This window comes from Neobacillus jeddahensis (genome assembly GCF_000612625.1).
GTDB classification, from domain to species: Bacteria; Bacillota; Bacilli; order Bacillales; family Cytobacillaceae; genus Neobacillus; species Neobacillus jeddahensis.
Genome location: NZ_CCAS010000001.1, coordinates 147979 through 166163 on the forward strand (window position 1 = coordinate 147979; position 18185 = coordinate 166163).

The following is an 18185-nucleotide window of genomic DNA, read 5'->3' on the forward strand; positions in this document are numbered from 1 at the left end:
CGTTGAATGAATATTTCGAAAATGGTATTATTAACTTGTTTAAATTCTTCTGAGTTTAGACCTCCTAATTATGAGAGCTTAGCCTAGACCTCTAAGTTCTTGATTTTAACCTTTGAATTTTTTTCAAAGGTTCTTTTTTTGTTAGGTAAGGCGAGCATTATAGCTAAATCCGTTTATCAAAACTTAAAGAATCCATTAATCTATTCAGCCTGTTGAAAACGACATCAATCGTATATTAATAGTAAAGATGTCATTCGTTGACCATCCATGGAAAGGAAACATTTTGAAGATGACTTTCCAACCAATCCGTAATACAATCAATGAATGTAATCCTGCAAACATTAATAAAAGGTTATCTAGGCATGACAAGCCCAAATCCAGTTAGAAAATTAACATACCTATAACCAATGAATAAAATGAAAATTATAAAGAAGAACACGCGTAAAATAAGAAAAATATAAAAATAAGAAAAATTACCCATGGTGCCTGACACTCAATTGTGCATTTTCAACATAGAAATGGTATAATTGATGATGGCCAGTTTGTTTCTAGACTAGTAACTTAGGAAATTGGTTCTATAAATTCTTGCAGGGAGGAATAGGCATGAGAAAATTAATAAAAAAATCTCCCTATCTACTATTTTTGCTGGTGTTTCCGCTTTTAGCCGTTATCTATACGTTATTGAATGGCCGGTCACATAAAGCGATTGACATCTCCACTTCCATCGATCACTCCATTCCGTTTTTGCCAATATTTATCATACCGTATATTCTTTGGTACGCTTATATTTTCTGTTTTTTAATTTACTTTTGCTTCAAGGACACAAAAGTTTACATTAAAACAATATTGATGATTGTGATAGGTGAACTAATTTGTTTTGCCATTTATTTCTTTTTTCAAACGACCGTTCCAAGACCTACATTGGTTGGTGATAATGTTATCATAAACCTAGTGGAGTTAATTTATGCAAATGATCAACCGTTTAATTGTTTTCCAAGTATCCATGTTTTGACAACCTTTACCGTGATGCTCGCCTCGATCCATATAAAAAACAAACATATTCTAATGAACCTTTGTATTCATATTATTGGATCATTCATTATTATCTCGACTCTTTTTGTGAAGCAACATGTGATCTTTGATATGATTGGTTCCATGTTCTTGGTTACGTTTCTATATGGAATCTTATTTGAACTGTTGTCGTTTCGTGTGGAGAAAAAAACGGAAACTGTGTATGTAAAAAGCAAATAGTTAACGAGTGTTATAGATTTATTAAAAGGAGTGTCGGTGAGACACTCCTTTTTGGTTTTTTTAAAGCTTGTTTAAAAATAACCTATAAAAAAACGGTTATGCATTTATGTCATATGGATGGTTTTGATATGCTGCAGATTGATAAAAGTGGGTTCTTCCTTAGCACCTGATAGTTCAACAAAATTGTTCCTAATACCTTGGACCTTACCAATGACATTTTCATCTTCACCGACATTGAAAATAATCAATTCGCCAACTAATTTTTCAATTTGTACTTCAAATGAACGGGCAAAGGTAATATTGCTTGGATTCACAGGTAAACTGGAGTTACTGAGACCATACGGACGTTGATTATTTGTGTATGGTATTAACCATTTTAAATGGTTAAGGGAGATAAACATGGTTTTGTAAATGGGAGAATAAAACACAAAATAATTATTCATAATACTGATTATATAACCATGTAATGCTTGTTTACTTGTTACGTAGATTTCTGTAAAAATCCCTTTAGCAGACGTAAGCGTTTTTCTTAATGAAGTTTCTTCGCTATGATTATAAATTGGTGTTGCTTCATCATTAAAACTAATCTCTGAAATCTCATCCTTTTTTAAAAATTGCCAGTGTTGAATATGAACGGTTGGTATATAAAGATAATCAGTACCGTTAAAGACAACCCAAATATCACTGCCAATATCGACTAACAATCCGCTAATAAACTTCTTTCCTGATATCTCCATTTTAATATATTTACCGATGTTCTGCTTTAATTTCATTTACTCACATCCTTTCTTGAATTGTTCCATTTACAAATAGAGGAGGGCTAAATGAGACTGCTTTCTTTTAGGATATAAAATTGATGAGACCTGCCCAGCTCATATTTGTAATCGGACTTGGAAAAACTGCCAAGATCCTTCAATAGAAGGAATCCACCATGAACATCATTGTTTCTTTGAAGTAGTTTTTGGCTAAAATCTAAATGTTCGCTTGCTTTTGGTTGGCCAACCAGCAAACGGGAAACTGCGCTCAGAATCATGGGAAACGGGTTCACCAGTAAAACGGAAAGCTCTTGTTTCCTGGTCCTTTTGTTTCCACACATTTTTAGTATCGTTTGTATAGTTGTCTTTTTTGACATTTTCAGCTTTATGAGATGACATATGTGAGGTAACAGGCGTGGAAGCATGTTCAGCCTCATGGGATTTTGAAGATTTTCCATCTTTCATTTTCGCTGGTAAAAAGGCAGGGGGATTCGTTGGTTGCTTAACAGACTTGGTACCTTTCAGTTTTCTCAAAGCAGCTTCATCATTCTTGTTCTCTTTATGCTTCATTTCATTCGTAGGTTTTTTAATCTCGTGTTTGATTTTTTGATGGCTTTCACCAAAGAATTCAGGTTTCTTTCCTTTATCAGTGTGATCAGTCTTGGCGTCGCTTATTTCGGGTTCCGTCTTGATTGGTTGTGACCATCCCATGGTTTTATTTGGTTCAATGACTTCTTCTACCTCACAAACCTCTTGTTTTTCAGATTTGATATGATGCGCTGAAGTTTTCTCAGCTTTCGCTGTTTGCTTTGAATTGGCTTCCGTCATTACTTCTGCCGTGTATTCCTTCGTTTCACAAACATCTGACTCTTCTTCTTTTTCGTGATTTTTAGACTCATTTTTGCTTTCCTGCTTTTTCTCTTGTTCGTTTTCCTTTTTTTCCTCTTCCTTTATAAATCCTTTTAAAATGTTAGATACATGAGTTAACTTAATTAATATTCGTTCTTCACCGTTAATTAACGTCGCAAAATCAGCATCAATCTCGCTTAATACACCGGTGAATTTTTGTTTGTTGATACTCAAGATTGTTACCCAGGAATGCTGAAACGATTTTAAAAGTTCTGTTAAGCTCTGCGTTTTTTGAAAGTTAACGGTCGTTTTCTCTGGTTGGAACTGTTTCGTATTTTTTGTGATAGCCTGAATTTTATCAATGTTATAATAAAAGATGTACTTATTGTCCGTCTCTAACACGACATGGTCTGTTTCTACCCCAAGTAATTTCCCTTTAAATATGTCTTCACCTACATATAGATTTACGTTAAAACCCGTTAATAAATCCAATGCAGCTGAAAATTTATCTAATCCCATGAATGAATCCTCCTTAAGATATAATGGGTCGCTCCTCTGTATGGAGAAGCGACGTAATGGTTACTCGTTGTCATCGTTTTTTTTGTCTTTGCCCTCGTCATCACTTTGTTTGTTTTCAGAATCACCTTTATGTGGTTTTTCAACCATTAAACCGTAACTAATATTACGGATATGTTTCATTGAAAAACGAACCACTTCATCCTTAACGATAAGGGATGCATAGTGTTTGTTCGCATCACTTAGGACACCCTCTAATGACTCTGCACCACCACGGTTGATTTTCACCCACTGAAATCTAATACTTTCTAACAGTTTGTGGAAGTTCTCGGCTGTCTTGTAGTCTAATTTTTCAGGAACTTTTAAACCGAATTTCAAACTATCCTTAGAGCTCTCTGTAATGCTTCTGATATGGTTTGTTTTGTAGTAAACCACGCCGTCGCTTTCGGTTAAAAGGACAAAATAGTCTTCGAATACTGCCAGTAATTTTCCGATTCTAGATTCTGGGCCGCCTCGATCAACCCTAATCGTTTTGCCCACATGCAGATTCATTAATTCTCTATCCATAAAAGTTTTTTCCTCCTTTGTTTAAATAAACATTTACACTGCATCTATATGTATCACGGGATGATGTTGTACTAATAAAGTAGCCTTTTTTCATAGAATCACTGAAAAATAGGCAAAAAAAAGTATATGATATTTAACCATATACGTGTTTCTTCACTGGAGCCTACTTAATTGTTGTTTTAGATAGTCGTTCCTTTTTTGAATAAAATCGATCATGTATGCATGTTCACGATCGAAGGATTCCACCTTTTTATTGATAAATGGATCTAGGTGGGAATAACATTTTAAGCTTTGAAAGAGGTCTTCAATGATCGATGATTGCACTTCAACAGTAAAATCGTTTTCTAATGTGGTGGAAAGAATTTCACGATATTTCTTCCTAAAATGAGAAAAATGAAGCAATCTTGCCGTTAAGGTATTATAGCCAGTGATGGGTATATAGTCATAGTTGAGTTGTCTTCCATAGAGGTCTCTGCCCCAAGTCCCATCATAATCCCATGGTGTGATTTCGTATGCACCCGTCTCACCATTCAGATAAAGGGCATAATTATGGATAAAACCATCAAAATTTTGGGTACAAACAACGCCTGTCAGCCATGTTAAATATTGGTCAACATTTAATAGATTCGGTATTTTCTTTTCAAATTCCTTATCATTGAGGGTATTTATCATCGCAATCAGATTCTCCAACACAGGAAGATCATCTTGTTTTCCATATTTGATTGTATAGCCTTCTGACAAACTTGTTTTTAATTCCTTTTCTGGTGTTAATAATGAGAAATTGGCGTAATAATTAGTGGCATAAATTATCGGACCCAGTGGTAGATTTCTTTTTTGTAAAAGATATTGGTCAAAAGATTCAAGCTCTAAGTAAATGCCCTTACAAAACCCGTTGATATACAGGAGGATATGTTTGGAATGGGGAGAAATGACGCCAATTCTGTCAAAGAAATCAAGAGAAAGCTTGTTTCGGCTAAGTGATCGATCGTTATATTCGGCATTCAGGTGGATTTCATGGGCCTCATTTACGGTATGTGGTTTTTGAAAAATAATATGATACGATTTCTTTTTTTTCTTTCTAATGACATTCCCTCGATAGGCAAGGCTGATTGAATATTGGTCGGGGCCTATTTTAAGGACAGCGGGTACAGGTTCATCCAACCAAATATCTTTATTTAGTTGGTTCAACATCTTCGGATTGATATAAATTTCATATTTTTGCAATTTACATACCCCTATAAATATTTATTTTTTAGAATACTATGCATTTTAACTGTTAGGGGTGCAGTATCTGGGTATTTGGTTAATTATAAAAAAATAAATGTATGTCTATATCCAATTCCACATTCTCCCCATAAATTAACAATGAGAATAAAACTTTGGGAAAGTGGTGGAGAAAAGTAATGAACATGGGTATGGAGGAACTGTTATCACAAGCACAGGAAAATGGGGTTATGGAATTTTTAATCAATAATCCTGTTGAATTTAAATTAGAGAGGAAAGGTCCTAAAGGTCCAAAGGGGACAAAAGGTAGTTGTGGGTCTAAGGGCAGCGGAGGTTCGAAAGGAAGCCATGGTTCCAAAGGCAGTGATGGATCGAAAGGAAGTCATGGCTCCAAAGGCAGTGGTGGATCGAAAGGAAATCATGGCTCCAAAGGCAGTGGTGGATCGAAAAGAAGTCATGGCTCCAAAGGCAGTGGTGGATCGAAAGGAAGCCATGGTTCCAAAGGCAGCTGTGGATCGAAAGGAAGTCATGGCTCCAAAGGCAGTGGTGGATCGAAAGGAAGTCATGGTTCCAAAGGCAGCTGTGGATCGAAAGGAAGCTATGGCTCCAAAGGTAGCTGTGGATCGAAGGGAAGTTATGGCTCCAAAGGTAGTTGTGGTTCCAAGGGTAGTAAAGGATCAAAAGGGAAGAAAGGTCCAAAGGGTCCTAAAGGTCATAAAAAGTAATCTCTGGGATTCTATCGTTATAAAAAATTATTACTATAGAATATAAAAAATAACGCCGGTACTTAAAAAGTATCGGTTTTATTTTTTATAACTTTAACAGCTTGACATATTATCGTTCCCCGTCATACATATGCCTATTTTGCTGTTTGTGGGTATCAACCTATGGAAAAAATGCCAGGCGATGGTCTATTCATTTTCGACTTACATTTTCTAGATTAATGCTGATTTGCTACCATACGAGATATTCGTTTAGAACAAGCCCTACATTCGGACGTACTATAAACCAAGGCAAGAAAAATAAACGGAAAATATAAGAAGGAAACTTATTGAAGGGAGTCATGTAATTTTTATGTATCATCAAACGACGGTGATCATCACAATTTTTGCATTTATTTTCACTATGTTTATGATCTTTATCCGTCCCAAAAATATGAATGAAGCAATACCAGCCTCAGTTGGGGCAATGCTCGTCTTTTTAAGCGGAAGTGTTTCAACAGGAGATTTATTAGATATAAGTTCTAAAGTAACAGGTGCGGCTATTACCATTATTGCTACGATCGTTATGGCAATTGTCTTAGAAAGCTTCGGCTTTTTCAGCTGGACAGCTGCACTGATGCTAAAATTGTCAAAGGGATCAGGGACTCGCTTATTTTGGTACACTTTACTACTTTGCTTTTCCATGACCTTATTTTTTAATAATGATGGAAGTATCTTAATCACTACACCCATCCTCATTTTGATCTTAAATAATCTGAAGTTGAAAAATCGGCAAAAAATACCTTATCTATTAAGTGGTGCTTTAGTGGCAACAGCTTCAAGTGCCCCAATTGGAGTAAGTAATATTGTTAATCTCATTGCGTTGAAAATTATTGGAATGGATCTGTATCTGCAAACCGAAATGATGTTTATTCCTGGCGTGCTCGGACTGCTATTCCTTTCGTTTTTGCTGTTCCTCGTCTTCAAAAAAGATATCCCTAAAGAAATACCTTTCCATTCCTACTCGATTCCACTACAAAAAAATCGGCCTTACCATCCATTACAGAAAAACACCGAAAGCTTATTTGACAAACAAAAGAAATTAATGATTAAAATGTTAATCTTCGTATTTTTGGTTAGGATCAGTCTATTTGTTGCCTCCTTTATTGGCATCTCTGTTTCACTCGTGGCAGTGTCAGGTTCACTTATCTTATTGATTTGGCGCTGGATCTATTTAAAGGTAAATCCAAAAGACGTCGTTGGGAAGATTCCTTGGCATATCTTACTTTTCGCCTTTAGCATGTATGTCGTAATTTATGGCTTACACAATATTGGTTTAACAACTATATTAGTTGATCATTTTAAAATACTGGTGAATGATAGTCTATTGCATGCCAGCTTAACGATGGGGTTGATCACAGCCTTTTTATCAAATATTTTTAACAATCATCCAGCATTAATGGTCTCAACTCTTGCCTTAACGGAGATGGGACTAGATCCACTCATTATGCAAACGGTTTACTTAGCGAATATCATCGGCAGTGATATCGGATCCCTAATTCTACCAATCGGTACACTGGCCACCCTTATTTGGATGCATATTTTAAAGAAAAATAATATTAAATTTTCCTGGTTTGAATATATTAAAGTAACGATCCTAGTTATTCCGCCGACGTTGATTTTCACATTACTCAGCTTATACCTATGGCTTTTACTCGTCTTCGTACATTAAGATAAAAGGGTTGAAACGGTTCTGCCGGCTTCAACCCTTTTCATTTCATGGTTAATCGGTAAGCTACTTGAAAATTCATAAGCTTTAATAAAGCAATATTTTTAAAAGTATGAACATTCTTCATCGCTTGGATTTTTTCAAAAGGATGGGTAAAATCTAAGATATGGATGTTTATTTAGCCAAATATAATGATTGGGGAAAGCAAAATGATTGCAAAGACTGAGGAAGATTTCAATAGTTTAAAGGAAATTGGTAGGATCGTCGCATCGATTCGAGATGCATTAGTTGAAAAAACGATTCCTGGAATCACAACAAAGGAACTAGATACCCTTGCTGGGGAACTATTTGACAAGGCAGGAGCGATTTCAGCACCAAAAGGGGAATACGACTTTCCTGGCTACACGTGTATTAGTGTGAATGAAGAGGTGGCTCATGGTATCCCAAGTGATCGAGTTATTCAGGAAGGGGATCTCGTAAATATTGATGTATCAGGTTCGAAAAATGGTTATTTTGCGGATACAGGCATTTCTTTTGTCGTTGGTAAAGGGGATGAAATTTTAACCAAAATCTGTGAAGTGGCAAAGGAAGCATTTGAAGAGGGATTGAAAAAGGCAAAACCAGGCGCAAAAATTACTGGAATGGGTAAAGTCGTGCACCAAACAGCAAGAAAACATGGCTTAACTGTCATTATGAACTTGACTGGTCATGGTATTGGCAGAACAATTCATGAAGCGCCTGATTATGTATACAACTATAATGAAACGTCTGATCACGGGATATTAAAGGAAGGAATGGTGATTGCCTTCGAACCGTTTATTTCGACGAAGGATGAAGAAGTATTTCAACTTGATGACGAGTGGACATTTGTTACAGAGCAAAGCTTTGTGGCCCAATATGAGCATACGTTAATTGTGACGAAAGAAGGACCGATCATTCTAACGAAATAAATTTTTCACCATTAGAGAGCGTATTTTTACGCTTTCTTTTATTATTCAAACAGAAAGGATTCAACAGGATAATAGCGGAAACCAATGTAAACAGTCATTGTACCCGCTTTCTTTAGGTTTCACAAATCTGTCATAATCTATTATACTATGGTTTGTTCACAACGGACCCGACTTTCATGAGAGTTGGAAGTCACTTATAGAAAATAGGATGATAGGAGAGGTGCTACGTTTGAATTTAAGTAAAATGAAACTAGCTTGGTTTGGAAATATTAGAGGGGATATATTAGCCGGAATTGTGGTGGCACTCGCTTTAATTCCAGAAGCGATTGCTTTTTCCATCATTGCGGGTGTTGAACCAATGATCGGTTTATATGCATCCTTTTGTATTGCCGTGACAATTGCATTTGTTGGTGGACGACCAGGAATGATCTCAGCCGCTACAGGGGCAACTGCACTATTAATGACTTCGTTAGTGAAGGATCATGGGCTGCAATATTTACTGGCAGCGACGATTTTAACAGGAGTCATCCAAATCATAATGGGCGCGTTAAAGCTAGGACGTTTAATGAAATTTGTTCCCCGTTCCGTAATGACAGGATTTGTGAATGCCTTAGCTATTCTCATTTTTTCGGCGCAATTGCCACATTTTGTTGGTGAATCATGGCAAATGTATGCTATGGTTGCAGGTGCGCTGGCCATTATTTATATTCTGCCTCGTTTTACGAAGGCAATTCCATCTCCATTGGTTGCAATTATAGTGATGACCGCCATCGCCATTTTTACTGGTAGTGATGTTCGAACAATTGGCGATATGGGTGAATTAACTTCCAAATTGCCAGTATTTTTACTACCAGATATCCCCGTTAACTTTGAGACATTGCAAATCATTTTTCCCTATTCTCTATCTATTGCAGTTGTTGGTCTAGTAGAAACATTATTAACTGCCTCAATTGTTGATGATATGACGGATACCGAAAGTGATAAAAACAAGGAAGCACGCGGTCAGGGGATTGCTAATATCGTTTCAGGTCTGTTTGGTGGTATGGCTGGCTGTGCGATGATTGGTCAATCAGTCATCAATGTCAAGTCTGGCGGGCGAGGCCGTTTATCAACGCTCGTAGCAGGTGCGTTTTTAATGACCCTTATTGTCGTTTTTAAAGGATTCCTCGTACAGATTCCCATGGCAGCCCTAGTCGGTGTCATGTTTATGGTATCAATTGGGACATTTGATTGGACTTGCTTAACCTCTTTTAAGAAGGCACCTGTAACCGATTCTTTAGTTATGGTTGTGACTGTTATTACTGTTGTAATGACGGATAATTTATCAATTGGGGTTTTAGTTGGGGTTATTTTAAGTGCCATATTCTTTGCCTCGAAGATTTCAAAGGTAAAAGTGACCAGTCTTTCTGCACCAGGGTCGCATAAGAAGATCTATCACGTGACTGGTCAACTTTTCTTTGCCTCTGTAACCGATTTTGTAAATATTTTTGACTATAAAGAAAAAGTCGATGAAGTTGACATTGATTTATCCACTGCCCATCTTTGGGATGATTCCGCAGTTGGTGCGATTGATAAAGTAGTCATTAAGTACCATCAAAATGGAGTGAAGGTAAATCTTAAGGGTTTAAACTCAGAAAGTATTAAATTGATGGATAAAATCGCCGTGCATAATAAGCCAGGGAACCTGAATAAGGTTGCAAGTCATTAAGATAAGAGGAAAGCACGCTGTCATTTAAGCGTGTTTTTTTATTGACATGAAATAAATTTTGTATTAAGATTATCTCATATTCAAGATAAATACTTTCGAGATAAATAAATTTTTGCCAGGCTTCAGAAAGGTGATAAAAGATGAAACATATTTTCAATAAAGGGACAGATTCTACAAGACCCACTTTACTTTTGCTACATGGTACAGGTGGAAATGAATTAGATTTACTGCCACTTGCAGGAAAAATTGAAGATAAGGCATCTGTGTTAAGTGTGCGGGGAAATGTGTTAGAAAATGGCATGCCGCGTTTCTTTCGGAGATTAGCGGAAGGCGTATTTGATATCGAGGACCTTATTTTCCGAACGAAGGAGTTAAATGAATTTCTTGATGAAGCAGCAGAAAGATATCAGTTTGATCGAGATCATATCGTAGCCATTGGTTACTCGAATGGGGCAAATATTGCAGCAAGTTTATTATTCCATTATCAACAGGCCATCAAGGGAGCTATTCTTCACCATCCAATGGTACCTAGGAAAGGAATCGACCTACCTGATTTATCTGGGAAGTCCGTTTTTATTGGCGCTGGGACAAATGATCCCATTTGTTCCCCCATGGAATCTGCTGAATTACAGTCTATGTTAGAAAGCGCAAATGCAAAGGTGAAAATTCATTGGGAGCATAATGGTCATCAATTAACCTTTGCGGAAGTAGATGCCGCTGCCGAGTGGTATAAGCAAATTTTTAAATAAACACAAAGAGTCAATCGCATCGTCGATTGGCTCTTTGATGTTTATCAGTTTCTATTTATCATAGAAAACTTATAGCTCTTTTGAGGAAACCGGTAAAAACAGCTTTATTCCCCGTTTATTAAACGGTAAAAATTTAAGATCTGCAATTAAATGACTGATGTATCCTGCCAAGCAGGCATAGAAAACTCCATCAATTCCGATTGACAATTCAAGTCTTGAAGCGATTATTCCAAAAAAAATAACCCCTAAAATGGAATGGGTATAGCTTCGATGGGCGACGAAAGAAGCTATAAAAATATAAACTCCAAGCAGAATCAGCCAAATTTCTGATAGGGAGTAGCCACCCATTATTATTCCGATTCCTGTGATGGTTAACATATGGTTTTGCTTGATGAGGGAAGATAGAATGATCATTCCCAAACCAATTCCCGCACCAATCCATTTCTCTTTTGCGGATCCCTCGTAAAAGCTATAAAAGATCATCAATATACCGATTAACAGGGCAGCTGCCTGAATGATCTTATGGGATAGCGTGATTTTCTCCCGTAGCTTCCCATCAATGTCCAAATCGGGGACTAAGCCTGAAAGGCCACCTAATCCCACAAATAGTAGGGTAGTAGAGGCTGAATGATGATAGGTGTTGGCAACAATAAATCCTGTTGCTGCTCCCAATGCTGCATGTGCTGTACCGTTCAATTGTTCATACTCCTCTAACTAAATGCTGTGGTTTTTAACAAAACTCCACGCTTTATACATTTTACACCAAAACATCCGTTCTGTTTATAGGCAATTGATAATGTTTTTAAATGAAAGATTTATTTTTTTAGTAAATAGAGAAGAAGAGAGGTGAGGGCAATAATAAAAACAATTAGAATCGGGATTATCAGACTTGAAATAAATCCACATCTAAAAAGAAAAGACCGCTAAAAAAGTTAACGGTCTTTATTGCTGTAGTCCCAGTACTTAAGTGTATCGGTTTTTCCCGTTGGTTCACTCTTGATCACGTTCCCATCTATGTCCTTATATATCTCGTATTCCTCATACGTTTCCACGATATAGCCATCTACCCGTTCACTTTTCTCTAATTTTTCTTCCAACACAGGGACATCGGTTGATGGCTCAAGGCTAGCAGGTTCAGCAATGACAGGTTGATCGGCCGTATACGAATAGTTCACGTTCAAAAATGAGTACGGTGAGTCTAGATAGGCTGCAAACCCTAAACAAACCAAAAGGAAAGCAACAAATGTAATCGTTTTTAGTTTCATTTACCAGGGCTCCTTTTCGCAATAGAATCCTCGTAAATCATTTTATGCATGTCCATTCAACATATGCCTATTGGTTTGTTAATTTTGCCGAACTGAACTGTGGCCGAAAAAAAAGTAATAAGACGAATGCAACAACGGTAATGACCACTCCAGAGATATAAGGGAGCCCGATCGCTAAGGAAAATAACCAGCCACCAAGGGGTGGACCAATAATCCGTCCTAATGAATCAAACGAGGACAACAGCCCGGTTGAACTGCCATGTCCTGCTATGGAGGTTTTGGTAAGAATGGAGGAAACACTTGGGCGTATGACGCCGTTCCCTAATCCAAAGATTGTTAAATAAATCGCAGCTGTTGCAAAATTATGTACGAGTAAGATTAAGGAAAAACCAATTGCAGAAACAATCATCCCGCCTTGTATGACCTTACTTTCTCCGTATTTCTTGGTCAGTTTACCAACTAAACCACCCTGAACGATGGCACTTCCAAAGCCCATGATCATAAAAATATAGCCTAGTTGAATGGAATCTAAGCCGGCCTTTTTGGCTGCAAAGTAGGCAAATGTAGCCTCTAAGCCGGAAAGTGATAAGGAAATTAAAAATTGGATAAAAAACAAAAGCGATGATGCACTAGTAAACGCTTGCCAAAAGGATGGTTTTTCCTTAGCAGACTGGGAATGAGCTTGTTTTGATTCCTTCAATAAAAGAAAGACAAGAAACAAGGTTAGAAAGGACGATCCACTTGCAAGAAAAAACGGCATATTTAAACTGATTTTCGAAAAAATCCCCCCGATTGCTGGACCGAATACAAATCCTAGTCCTGTGGCAGCTCCAACAATTCCCATGCCTTTACCGCGATTTTCCTCTGTCGTGATATCGGCAACATAGGCCATAGCTGTAGGCATATTGGCGGCAGATAACATCCCCCCAAGAATTCTGGCCACAAACAGCATCCAAAGTTCGGTGGAGATGGCCTGAATCAAGAAGGAAAGGGCAAGGCCTGCGATGCCGATCATCATCACTGGTTTTCGTCCAATACGATCAGAAACCTGTCCCCATATTGGCGCAAATAGGAGCTGCATGAGCGAATAAACCGCCATAAGCATTCCAAGTTCTGTCGGAGTTGCCCCAATTTCCTCCGCATAAAAAGGTAAAACTGGAATGATGATCCCGAATCCCACCATAACTAAAAACATCACTACAAATAAAATCGGTAAGGCTTTCTTTGTTTGCAACGGATTCTCACTCCCAAGATGTTCAATATATTGTCAACGTTTTCTTTCCTATTATAGGATATAGGAAATGGTTGGTCCAAAACAAGCCTTTCCCTTCATTTCTTTCTTTCAAGTTCGATCGTATGCCATTTTTGAAATGAAAAGTACAGATTGCCCATCCAAATAAAAGCCACATTTCCATTTGAAAATGCGGCTTGAAATTCGTTTTCTTATTTTACGGCTTTCCGCGTACTTTCCGAAGCAAAATCGGCTATAATGACGAGAATCATATAGCATAAGAGTAACAAAGTAATTTGTGTATAATTGAAAAAACTCATCGCTAGCTTAAAATCCATACCGAGTCCACCAGCGCCAACAAAACCTACCACAATCGTTGTCCTCATAATTACTTCCCATCGGTAAAGGATATAGGTGAGGAACCTTGGTAAGACGGTGGGGAGAATGCCATAAAAAAAGATTTCTATTTGGGAGGCACCAGCCATTGCTAAATTTCGAATCGGGCGGGCGTCCATGTCTTCGATCACTTCAGCCCATAACTTTCCAAGTATTCCGAAATTGTGAAGGGCCAATGCGATAGCACCAGGTAAAAGACCAGGCTTGAAAATAAAAATGATCATCATCGCCCAAACAAGTTCTGGAACAGAGCGGGAAAAAATGTAGCCGATCCTGACCATTCCATAAAGGATCCAATTGTACCATTTAGAAGATCCGGTTAATGTTCCATTCGCAATGCTTCTGACAGCAGGGACAACGGTAAGAAAGGCGGCAATCGTTGCAAAACCAATCGCCATCATACTCATTTCCAGCGTTTCCAGGGTAAGTTTTAGTGCATCAGACCAACTATCCGCGTCAAGAAAGGCGGGCTGATCACTCTGTAATCCTATAAGTCCACTAAAAAATCTTTTTGCTGCTTCGATATTTTTATGAGAAAGTAACTCGATAAACTGTGCATTTTCCCCAAGTTTGATATAAATCCAGGAAGCAAGAATAAGGAAAAAGGCGAAGATCACAGAATTCCAACCCGTGTTCATCACACCACGCTTTTTTCGTTCAGTAATTCTCTTTCGCACCAAATTACTCCAACTATCAACGAAAACTACCAGTACGATGAGGAAAAAGACGAATGCCCAAACCCGATCGTATTTTAAATCCTGGAGGGATAATTGAATTTGGTAACCAAGACCCCCAAGACCAATAAAACTCATAATAGCGGAGGAACGGATCGCACATTCAAATCGATACATCGTATAACTGATCATATCAGCCCAAATGATGGGTATATACCCGTAAATAAGGGTTTGCCATTTATTTGCACCGGCAGTTTTTAAGGCTTTTATCGGCTCCTCTGATACATCATTTAGCATATCAGCAAAAATTCTCCCAAGGATACCGCCATACGGAATGGCTAACGCGAAAATCGCCGCATATGGAGAGAGACCAACTGCTGCAACAAACAACCAAGCCCAAATTAATTCATGAATCGATCGAGTAAATCCAAGTATTCCCCTAAAAATTACCTTCGATAAGATTCTAGTTGCTTTATTGGAAGTCAACACTCCAGATGCGAGGGTCCCAACGATCAATGCATAAATAATGGCAAGAAACATCCCAGCAACCGCGTAGGCCAGCGTAATCCAAGCTGACTTAAAACCAAGGTATAGCACATCAGCAGACAAATCAGGATGGAAAAGACCTTCAACGATCTGCAACAGGGTCGGAATCCCGCCGGAATGAACCAAATCAGCATTCCATTTGATAGAAAAGAGACTCCAAACAAAGACAGCAATCAAAATCAGACTGAGGATGAGTCGGTTATGCAACCGAAAAACATTGCCTGCTTTCATCAGCGTTCACCATTCTTAAGATGGTACAGTTCAGCTAACAGGTCATCCGTCACTTCTTCGGTTGGAAGATCAAAGAAAACCTCCCCGTTTCGCATCGAGATAATTCTTGTGAAATATTTTTTGGCGTAGTCTACGGAGTGTAAGCTTGTGATTAACGTCTGTTTTTTTTCTTTAACGATGTTGGTTAGCATAGCTAGAATATCATCCGCTCTGGCAGGATCGAGGGAGGCCACAGGTTCATCAGCCAGGATTATTTCAGGATTTTGCACCATTAGGCGCGCCATGGCTACCCGTTGCTGTTCGCCACCTGAAAGATTAGAGGTGATTTCATATGCTTTTCCATTTAGTCCAACTCGTTCTAATGCTTGAATTGCCAGGGTCTTTTCTTGTGGAATAAGTAAGGATATGAGGGATTTTATCATGCCCCAATCCGAAAGCTTTCCAGCTAAAACGTTATGGATGACTGCCAATGGACCAATAAGATCAAATTGCTGGCGAATGACACCCATTTTTTTTGCGAAGACCTTACCTTTTTTATAGGCAGAAAGGGGCTGACCATCAATGAGAAGTTCTCCACTAGTGAGTGGAACCAATCCTGCAATGGAATTAAGCAAAGTGGTCTTACCAGCCCCGCTTGGACCAATTAAGGCCACTAATTCCCCTTGCTGAATGGAAAAAGAAAGGGAAGATAGGGCTATCTTCCGCTCAAAATGTTTTGTTAATTTGTTTGCTTCAACCATAATTTTTGAAGACATATCTAGAACACCTACTACTTAATAATCTCTAGTTCTTTTGCTACCTTTTCAATCTTTTGGTAATTATCATTATTCGTTTCGACAAAGGAATCGGTTTGGAATAAGTCGGCAATTTCCTTTTGGTCGCCAGTAATGGAGAGAAGGGCATCTTTCACTTTCTTCTTCGTTCCTGTACCAAAGACCTTTTCGACATTGCTATTAATCGTCCAGTTATAGTCGAAGTAAGCAGGAGTAGTGTAAAATACTTTTACTTTATTGGTATCGACTTTTCCTTCCTTCACAGCGGCTTCCCATACAGCTTCATTTAGTGCTCCAGCTTTAAAGGCACCAGATTCTACTAATTTGTAAGTAGTGTCATGAGAACCTGAGAAGTTTGGTTTCCCATCAAAGTCTTTGTTTGGATCAATCCCTGCTTCCGTTAAGAAGTAACGAGGCATTAAATGTCCAGACGTAGAGCTCTCACTTCCAAATGTAAAAGACTTGCCTTTTAAATCCTCAAGCTTGTTAATATTTTCTTGTGCTTGGGTGATAAACACGGAATGAAATTCAGCATCACGTGGTCGTTGGACAATCGATTCTGCATCTGGGACAAGATTTCTAGCTTGAACGCTCGTTAAACCGCCAAACCAGGCCATATGGATTTCCCCACGTTGGAAACCTGTTACCAGCGCTGCATAGTCAACGGATGGGACAAACTCCACCTTCAATCCCGTCTTTTCGCTAAGGTATTTTGCGACAGCTGTCATTCCTTTATCAAGATCAGCGGCATTTTGATCAGGAATGGCACCGATTTTAAATACTTCATTTGTCTTTGTTTCTTTATTTCCTTCACTTGTTTTTTCATCTTTTTGGCTGCCGCATGCCGCTAATGAAAAGACAAGCATAGTAAGTAGTAGAACAGAAAACCATTTTTTCAAAATCAATCACTCCAGGTAAGATTTATGTACAGTGTAATTTTACAGGACTCGACATAATTTGCAACGAATTTCACCAAATTTCCATAATTTTTTTAAATGATCATCATAAAAAAATTTTATTAGTTAATGATATAGTTCATTATCTAATAAATTTGCCCCTGCTTATTAAACAGGGGCAAAAAAGTTTACTATTATACAGTCTGTTGTGACCATTCTTCAACATTCCAAACCTTTGTTACCCAATCTTTAATTTGTAAACATGCCTACTATGGAAACAAGAAAAGCTTATGAAATTGAAGGTTGACGGAATAAGGAGTCAGTTTTTATGTATAGATTTCCTTATTTTTGGGGTAAAGTAAAAGTAAAAAAGGGCGTATTACATGATTGGACTGTTGATTGCTATTTTCTTATTTAACATATTTGCTTTTAAGAAAAATAAAATACTATCGTCTAATCAAATTGTACATATTTGGACTTTTACTATCGCGTTTCAATTGATATTTGACATTTTTGTTGAATTTAAATTTCATGGTTATTGGTATTTTGATAAAGAGATTGACTGGGCCGGGATTCTTCCACATGCCTTCTTAGTCCCTGCTGTTAATATCATTTATCTAAATTGGTTTCCATACAATGGGAAGCTGATTAAAAAGGTTCTATATATTACCGTTTTTACGGTTATGATTGTTCTTTACGAGATGGTGACTTTATTACCTGCCCCATGGGGCTATTTTCATTATGGTTGGTGGACAATTTGGCATGCTGTCTTTCTTGATCCGATTTTATTGCTTATTTTGCTAGGATATTATAAATGGATTTGTAAATTGGAAAAAGAGGCCTGCGCTCGATGAAGTGAAGACAAATATTTCTTGAACCAAGCTGCCATGCTTGTACATATAATAGTCATAAGGGGAAAGGGGTGGTTTGATTGACTGTTAATCGTGAAGGGATTACCATTGGCACCATTTCCGGAGGGATTGTCAACTTTGGAGGAGCCTTTTGCATTTCTCCAATCTCCATTACCAAAACGTCAACTGGTTCCGGGTCAGATGGGGAGTCATCTGGTCTTAGTTCAGATAATGTTTCAGGTTTACTTGATGTTTTTAATGGGGGTAATAGTTCAACTGATTAAAAGGAAGACGATACCAATGAAACGGTATCGTCTTTTGTT

At 37.8% G+C, this 18185-nt stretch carries 18 protein-coding genes; 8 read left to right on the forward strand and 10 right to left on the reverse strand.

Features of this window, described 5'->3' with window-relative positions; translation table 11 throughout:
* Window positions 1-603: 603 nt before the first annotated feature.
* Window positions 604-1251 carry a phosphatase PAP2 family protein gene (locus TY15_RS00650; RefSeq protein WP_040208984.1) on the forward strand — a complete coding sequence of 216 codons (648 nt, stop codon included), beginning with the start codon at window positions 604-606 and terminating at the stop codon, window positions 1249-1251.
* A gap of 104 nt (window positions 1252-1355) precedes the next feature.
* Here the strand turns inward: TY15_RS00650 and TY15_RS00655 are convergent, their stop codons facing one another.
* From TY15_RS00655 to TY15_RS00670, 4 genes are all read right to left on the reverse strand, one after another.
* Window positions 1356-2024, reverse strand: coding sequence for a hypothetical protein (locus TY15_RS00655; protein WP_040208983.1), 669 nt, complete (start codon window positions 2022-2024; stop codon window positions 1356-1358).
* A 192-nt stretch (window positions 2025-2216) separates the two neighbouring features.
* Entirely contained in the window at window positions 2217-3374 is a 1158-nt protein-coding gene (locus TY15_RS00660) for a hypothetical protein (RefSeq protein ID WP_040208982.1), read from the reverse strand.
* 60 nt (window positions 3375-3434) lie between these two features.
* The gene (locus tag TY15_RS00665) at window positions 3435-3938 is read right to left on the reverse strand and encodes a hypothetical protein (protein ID WP_040208981.1); all 504 of its coding nucleotides are present in this window, start codon (window positions 3936-3938) and stop codon (window positions 3435-3437) included.
* Between the two features lie 153 nt (window positions 3939-4091).
* The gene (locus TY15_RS00670) at window positions 4092-5162 is read right to left on the reverse strand and encodes a CotH kinase family protein (RefSeq protein ID WP_244440862.1); all 1071 of its coding nucleotides are present in this window, start codon (window positions 5160-5162) and stop codon (window positions 4092-4094) included.
* A gap of 312 nt (window positions 5163-5474) precedes the next feature.
* Between TY15_RS00670 and TY15_RS00675 the strand changes: the two genes are divergently transcribed.
* The 5 genes from TY15_RS00675 to TY15_RS00695 all read left to right on the forward strand — a co-directional run bounded on the left by TY15_RS00675 (window position 5475) and on the right by TY15_RS00695 (window position 10999).
* Entirely contained in the window at window positions 5475-5933 is a 459-nt protein-coding gene (locus TY15_RS00675) for a hypothetical protein (protein ID WP_052353675.1), read from the forward strand.
* Window positions 5934-6236: 303 nt separating this feature from the next.
* Window positions 6237-7595: an arsenic transporter gene (locus tag TY15_RS00680; RefSeq protein ID WP_040208977.1), complete on the forward strand. Its 1359-nt coding sequence runs from the start codon at window positions 6237-6239 to the stop codon at window positions 7593-7595.
* 206 nt (window positions 7596-7801) lie between these two features.
* Window positions 7802-8542: a type I methionyl aminopeptidase gene (map, locus tag TY15_RS00685; protein WP_040208976.1), complete on the forward strand. Its 741-nt coding sequence runs from the start codon at window positions 7802-7804 to the stop codon at window positions 8540-8542.
* A 229-nt stretch (window positions 8543-8771) separates the two neighbouring features.
* Window positions 8772-10250, forward strand: a complete 1479-nt coding sequence (locus TY15_RS00690) for a SulP family inorganic anion transporter (protein WP_392391329.1) — start codon at window positions 8772-8774, stop codon at window positions 10248-10250.
* A 140-nt stretch (window positions 10251-10390) separates the two neighbouring features.
* Window positions 10391-10999, forward strand: coding sequence for an alpha/beta hydrolase (locus TY15_RS00695; protein ID WP_040208974.1), 609 nt, complete (start codon window positions 10391-10393; stop codon window positions 10997-10999).
* Between the two features lie 69 nt (window positions 11000-11068).
* On the opposite strand, the gene TY15_RS00700 is transcribed toward TY15_RS00695, so the two are convergent.
* From TY15_RS00700 to TY15_RS00725, 6 genes are all read right to left on the reverse strand, one after another.
* Window positions 11069-11695, reverse strand: coding sequence for a metal-dependent hydrolase (locus TY15_RS00700; RefSeq protein ID WP_040208973.1), 627 nt, complete (start codon window positions 11693-11695; stop codon window positions 11069-11071).
* A 236-nt stretch (window positions 11696-11931) separates the two neighbouring features.
* The gene (locus TY15_RS00705; protein ID WP_040208972.1) at window positions 11932-12264 is read right to left on the reverse strand and encodes a hypothetical protein; all 333 of its coding nucleotides are present in this window, start codon (window positions 12262-12264) and stop codon (window positions 11932-11934) included.
* Window positions 12265-12331: 67 nt separating this feature from the next.
* A complete protein-coding gene (locus tag TY15_RS00710; RefSeq protein WP_040208970.1) occupies window positions 12332-13498 on the reverse strand; it encodes a tetracycline resistance MFS efflux pump in 1167 nt (388 codons plus the stop codon).
* A gap of 209 nt (window positions 13499-13707) precedes the next feature.
* Entirely contained in the window at window positions 13708-15342 is a 1635-nt protein-coding gene (locus TY15_RS00715) for a PhnE/PtxC family ABC transporter permease (protein ID WP_040208969.1), read from the reverse strand.
* Entirely contained in the window at window positions 15342-16097 is a 756-nt protein-coding gene (locus TY15_RS00720) for a phosphonate ABC transporter ATP-binding protein (protein WP_040208968.1), read from the reverse strand. Before TY15_RS00720 ends, TY15_RS00715 begins: the two co-directional genes overlap by 1 nt.
* A 14-nt stretch (window positions 16098-16111) precedes the next feature.
* Entirely contained in the window at window positions 16112-17014 is a 903-nt protein-coding gene (locus tag TY15_RS00725; protein ID WP_040208967.1) for a putative selenate ABC transporter substrate-binding protein, read from the reverse strand.
* Between the two features lie 380 nt (window positions 17015-17394).
* Here TY15_RS00725 and TY15_RS00730 point away from each other — a divergent pair, with 380 nt between their 5' ends.
* Both TY15_RS00730 and TY15_RS00735 read left to right on the forward strand, forming a co-directional pair.
* On the forward strand, window positions 17395-17865 hold the full coding sequence (locus TY15_RS00730) for a hypothetical protein (RefSeq protein WP_040208966.1): 471 nt from the start codon (window positions 17395-17397) through the stop codon (window positions 17863-17865).
* 77 nt (window positions 17866-17942) lie between these two features.
* On the forward strand, window positions 17943-18146 hold the full coding sequence (locus TY15_RS00735) for a spore germination protein (RefSeq protein ID WP_040208965.1): 204 nt from the start codon (window positions 17943-17945) through the stop codon (window positions 18144-18146).
* The last annotated feature ends 39 nt before the right edge of the window (window positions 18147-18185 follow it).

Bases quoted from the DNA above. Each gene is read 5' to 3' on its own strand.
- TY15_RS00680 (WP_040208977.1), top strand. From the start codon at position 6,237: ATGTATCATCAAACGACGGTGATCATCACAATTTTTGCATTTATTTTC.
- TY15_RS00695 (WP_040208974.1), top strand. From the start codon at position 10,391: ATGAAACATATTTTCAATAAAGGGACAGATTCTACAAGACCCACTTTA.
- map (WP_040208976.1), top strand. From the start codon at position 7,802: ATGATTGCAAAGACTGAGGAAGATTTCAATAGTTTAAAGGAAATTGGT.
- TY15_RS00715 (WP_040208969.1), bottom strand. From the start codon at position 15,342: ATGAAAGCAGGCAATGTTTTTCGGTTGCATAACCGACTCATCCTCAGT.
- TY15_RS00730 (WP_040208966.1), top strand. From the start codon at position 17,395: ATGATTGGACTGTTGATTGCTATTTTCTTATTTAACATATTTGCTTTT.
- TY15_RS00655 (WP_040208983.1), bottom strand. From the start codon at position 2,024: ATGAAATTAAAGCAGAACATCGGTAAATATATTAAAATGGAGATATCA.
- TY15_RS00660 (WP_040208982.1), bottom strand. From the start codon at position 3,374: ATGGGATTAGATAAATTTTCAGCTGCATTGGATTTATTAACGGGTTTT.
- TY15_RS00650 (WP_040208984.1), top strand. From the start codon at position 604: ATGAGAAAATTAATAAAAAAATCTCCCTATCTACTATTTTTGCTGGTG.
- TY15_RS00665 (WP_040208981.1), bottom strand. From the start codon at position 3,938: ATGGATAGAGAATTAATGAATCTGCATGTGGGCAAAACGATTAGGGTT.
- TY15_RS00720 (WP_040208968.1), bottom strand. From the start codon at position 16,097: ATGTCTTCAAAAATTATGGTTGAAGCAAACAAATTAACAAAACATTTT.
- TY15_RS00705 (WP_040208972.1), bottom strand. From the start codon at position 12,264: ATGAAACTAAAAACGATTACATTTGTTGCTTTCCTTTTGGTTTGTTTA.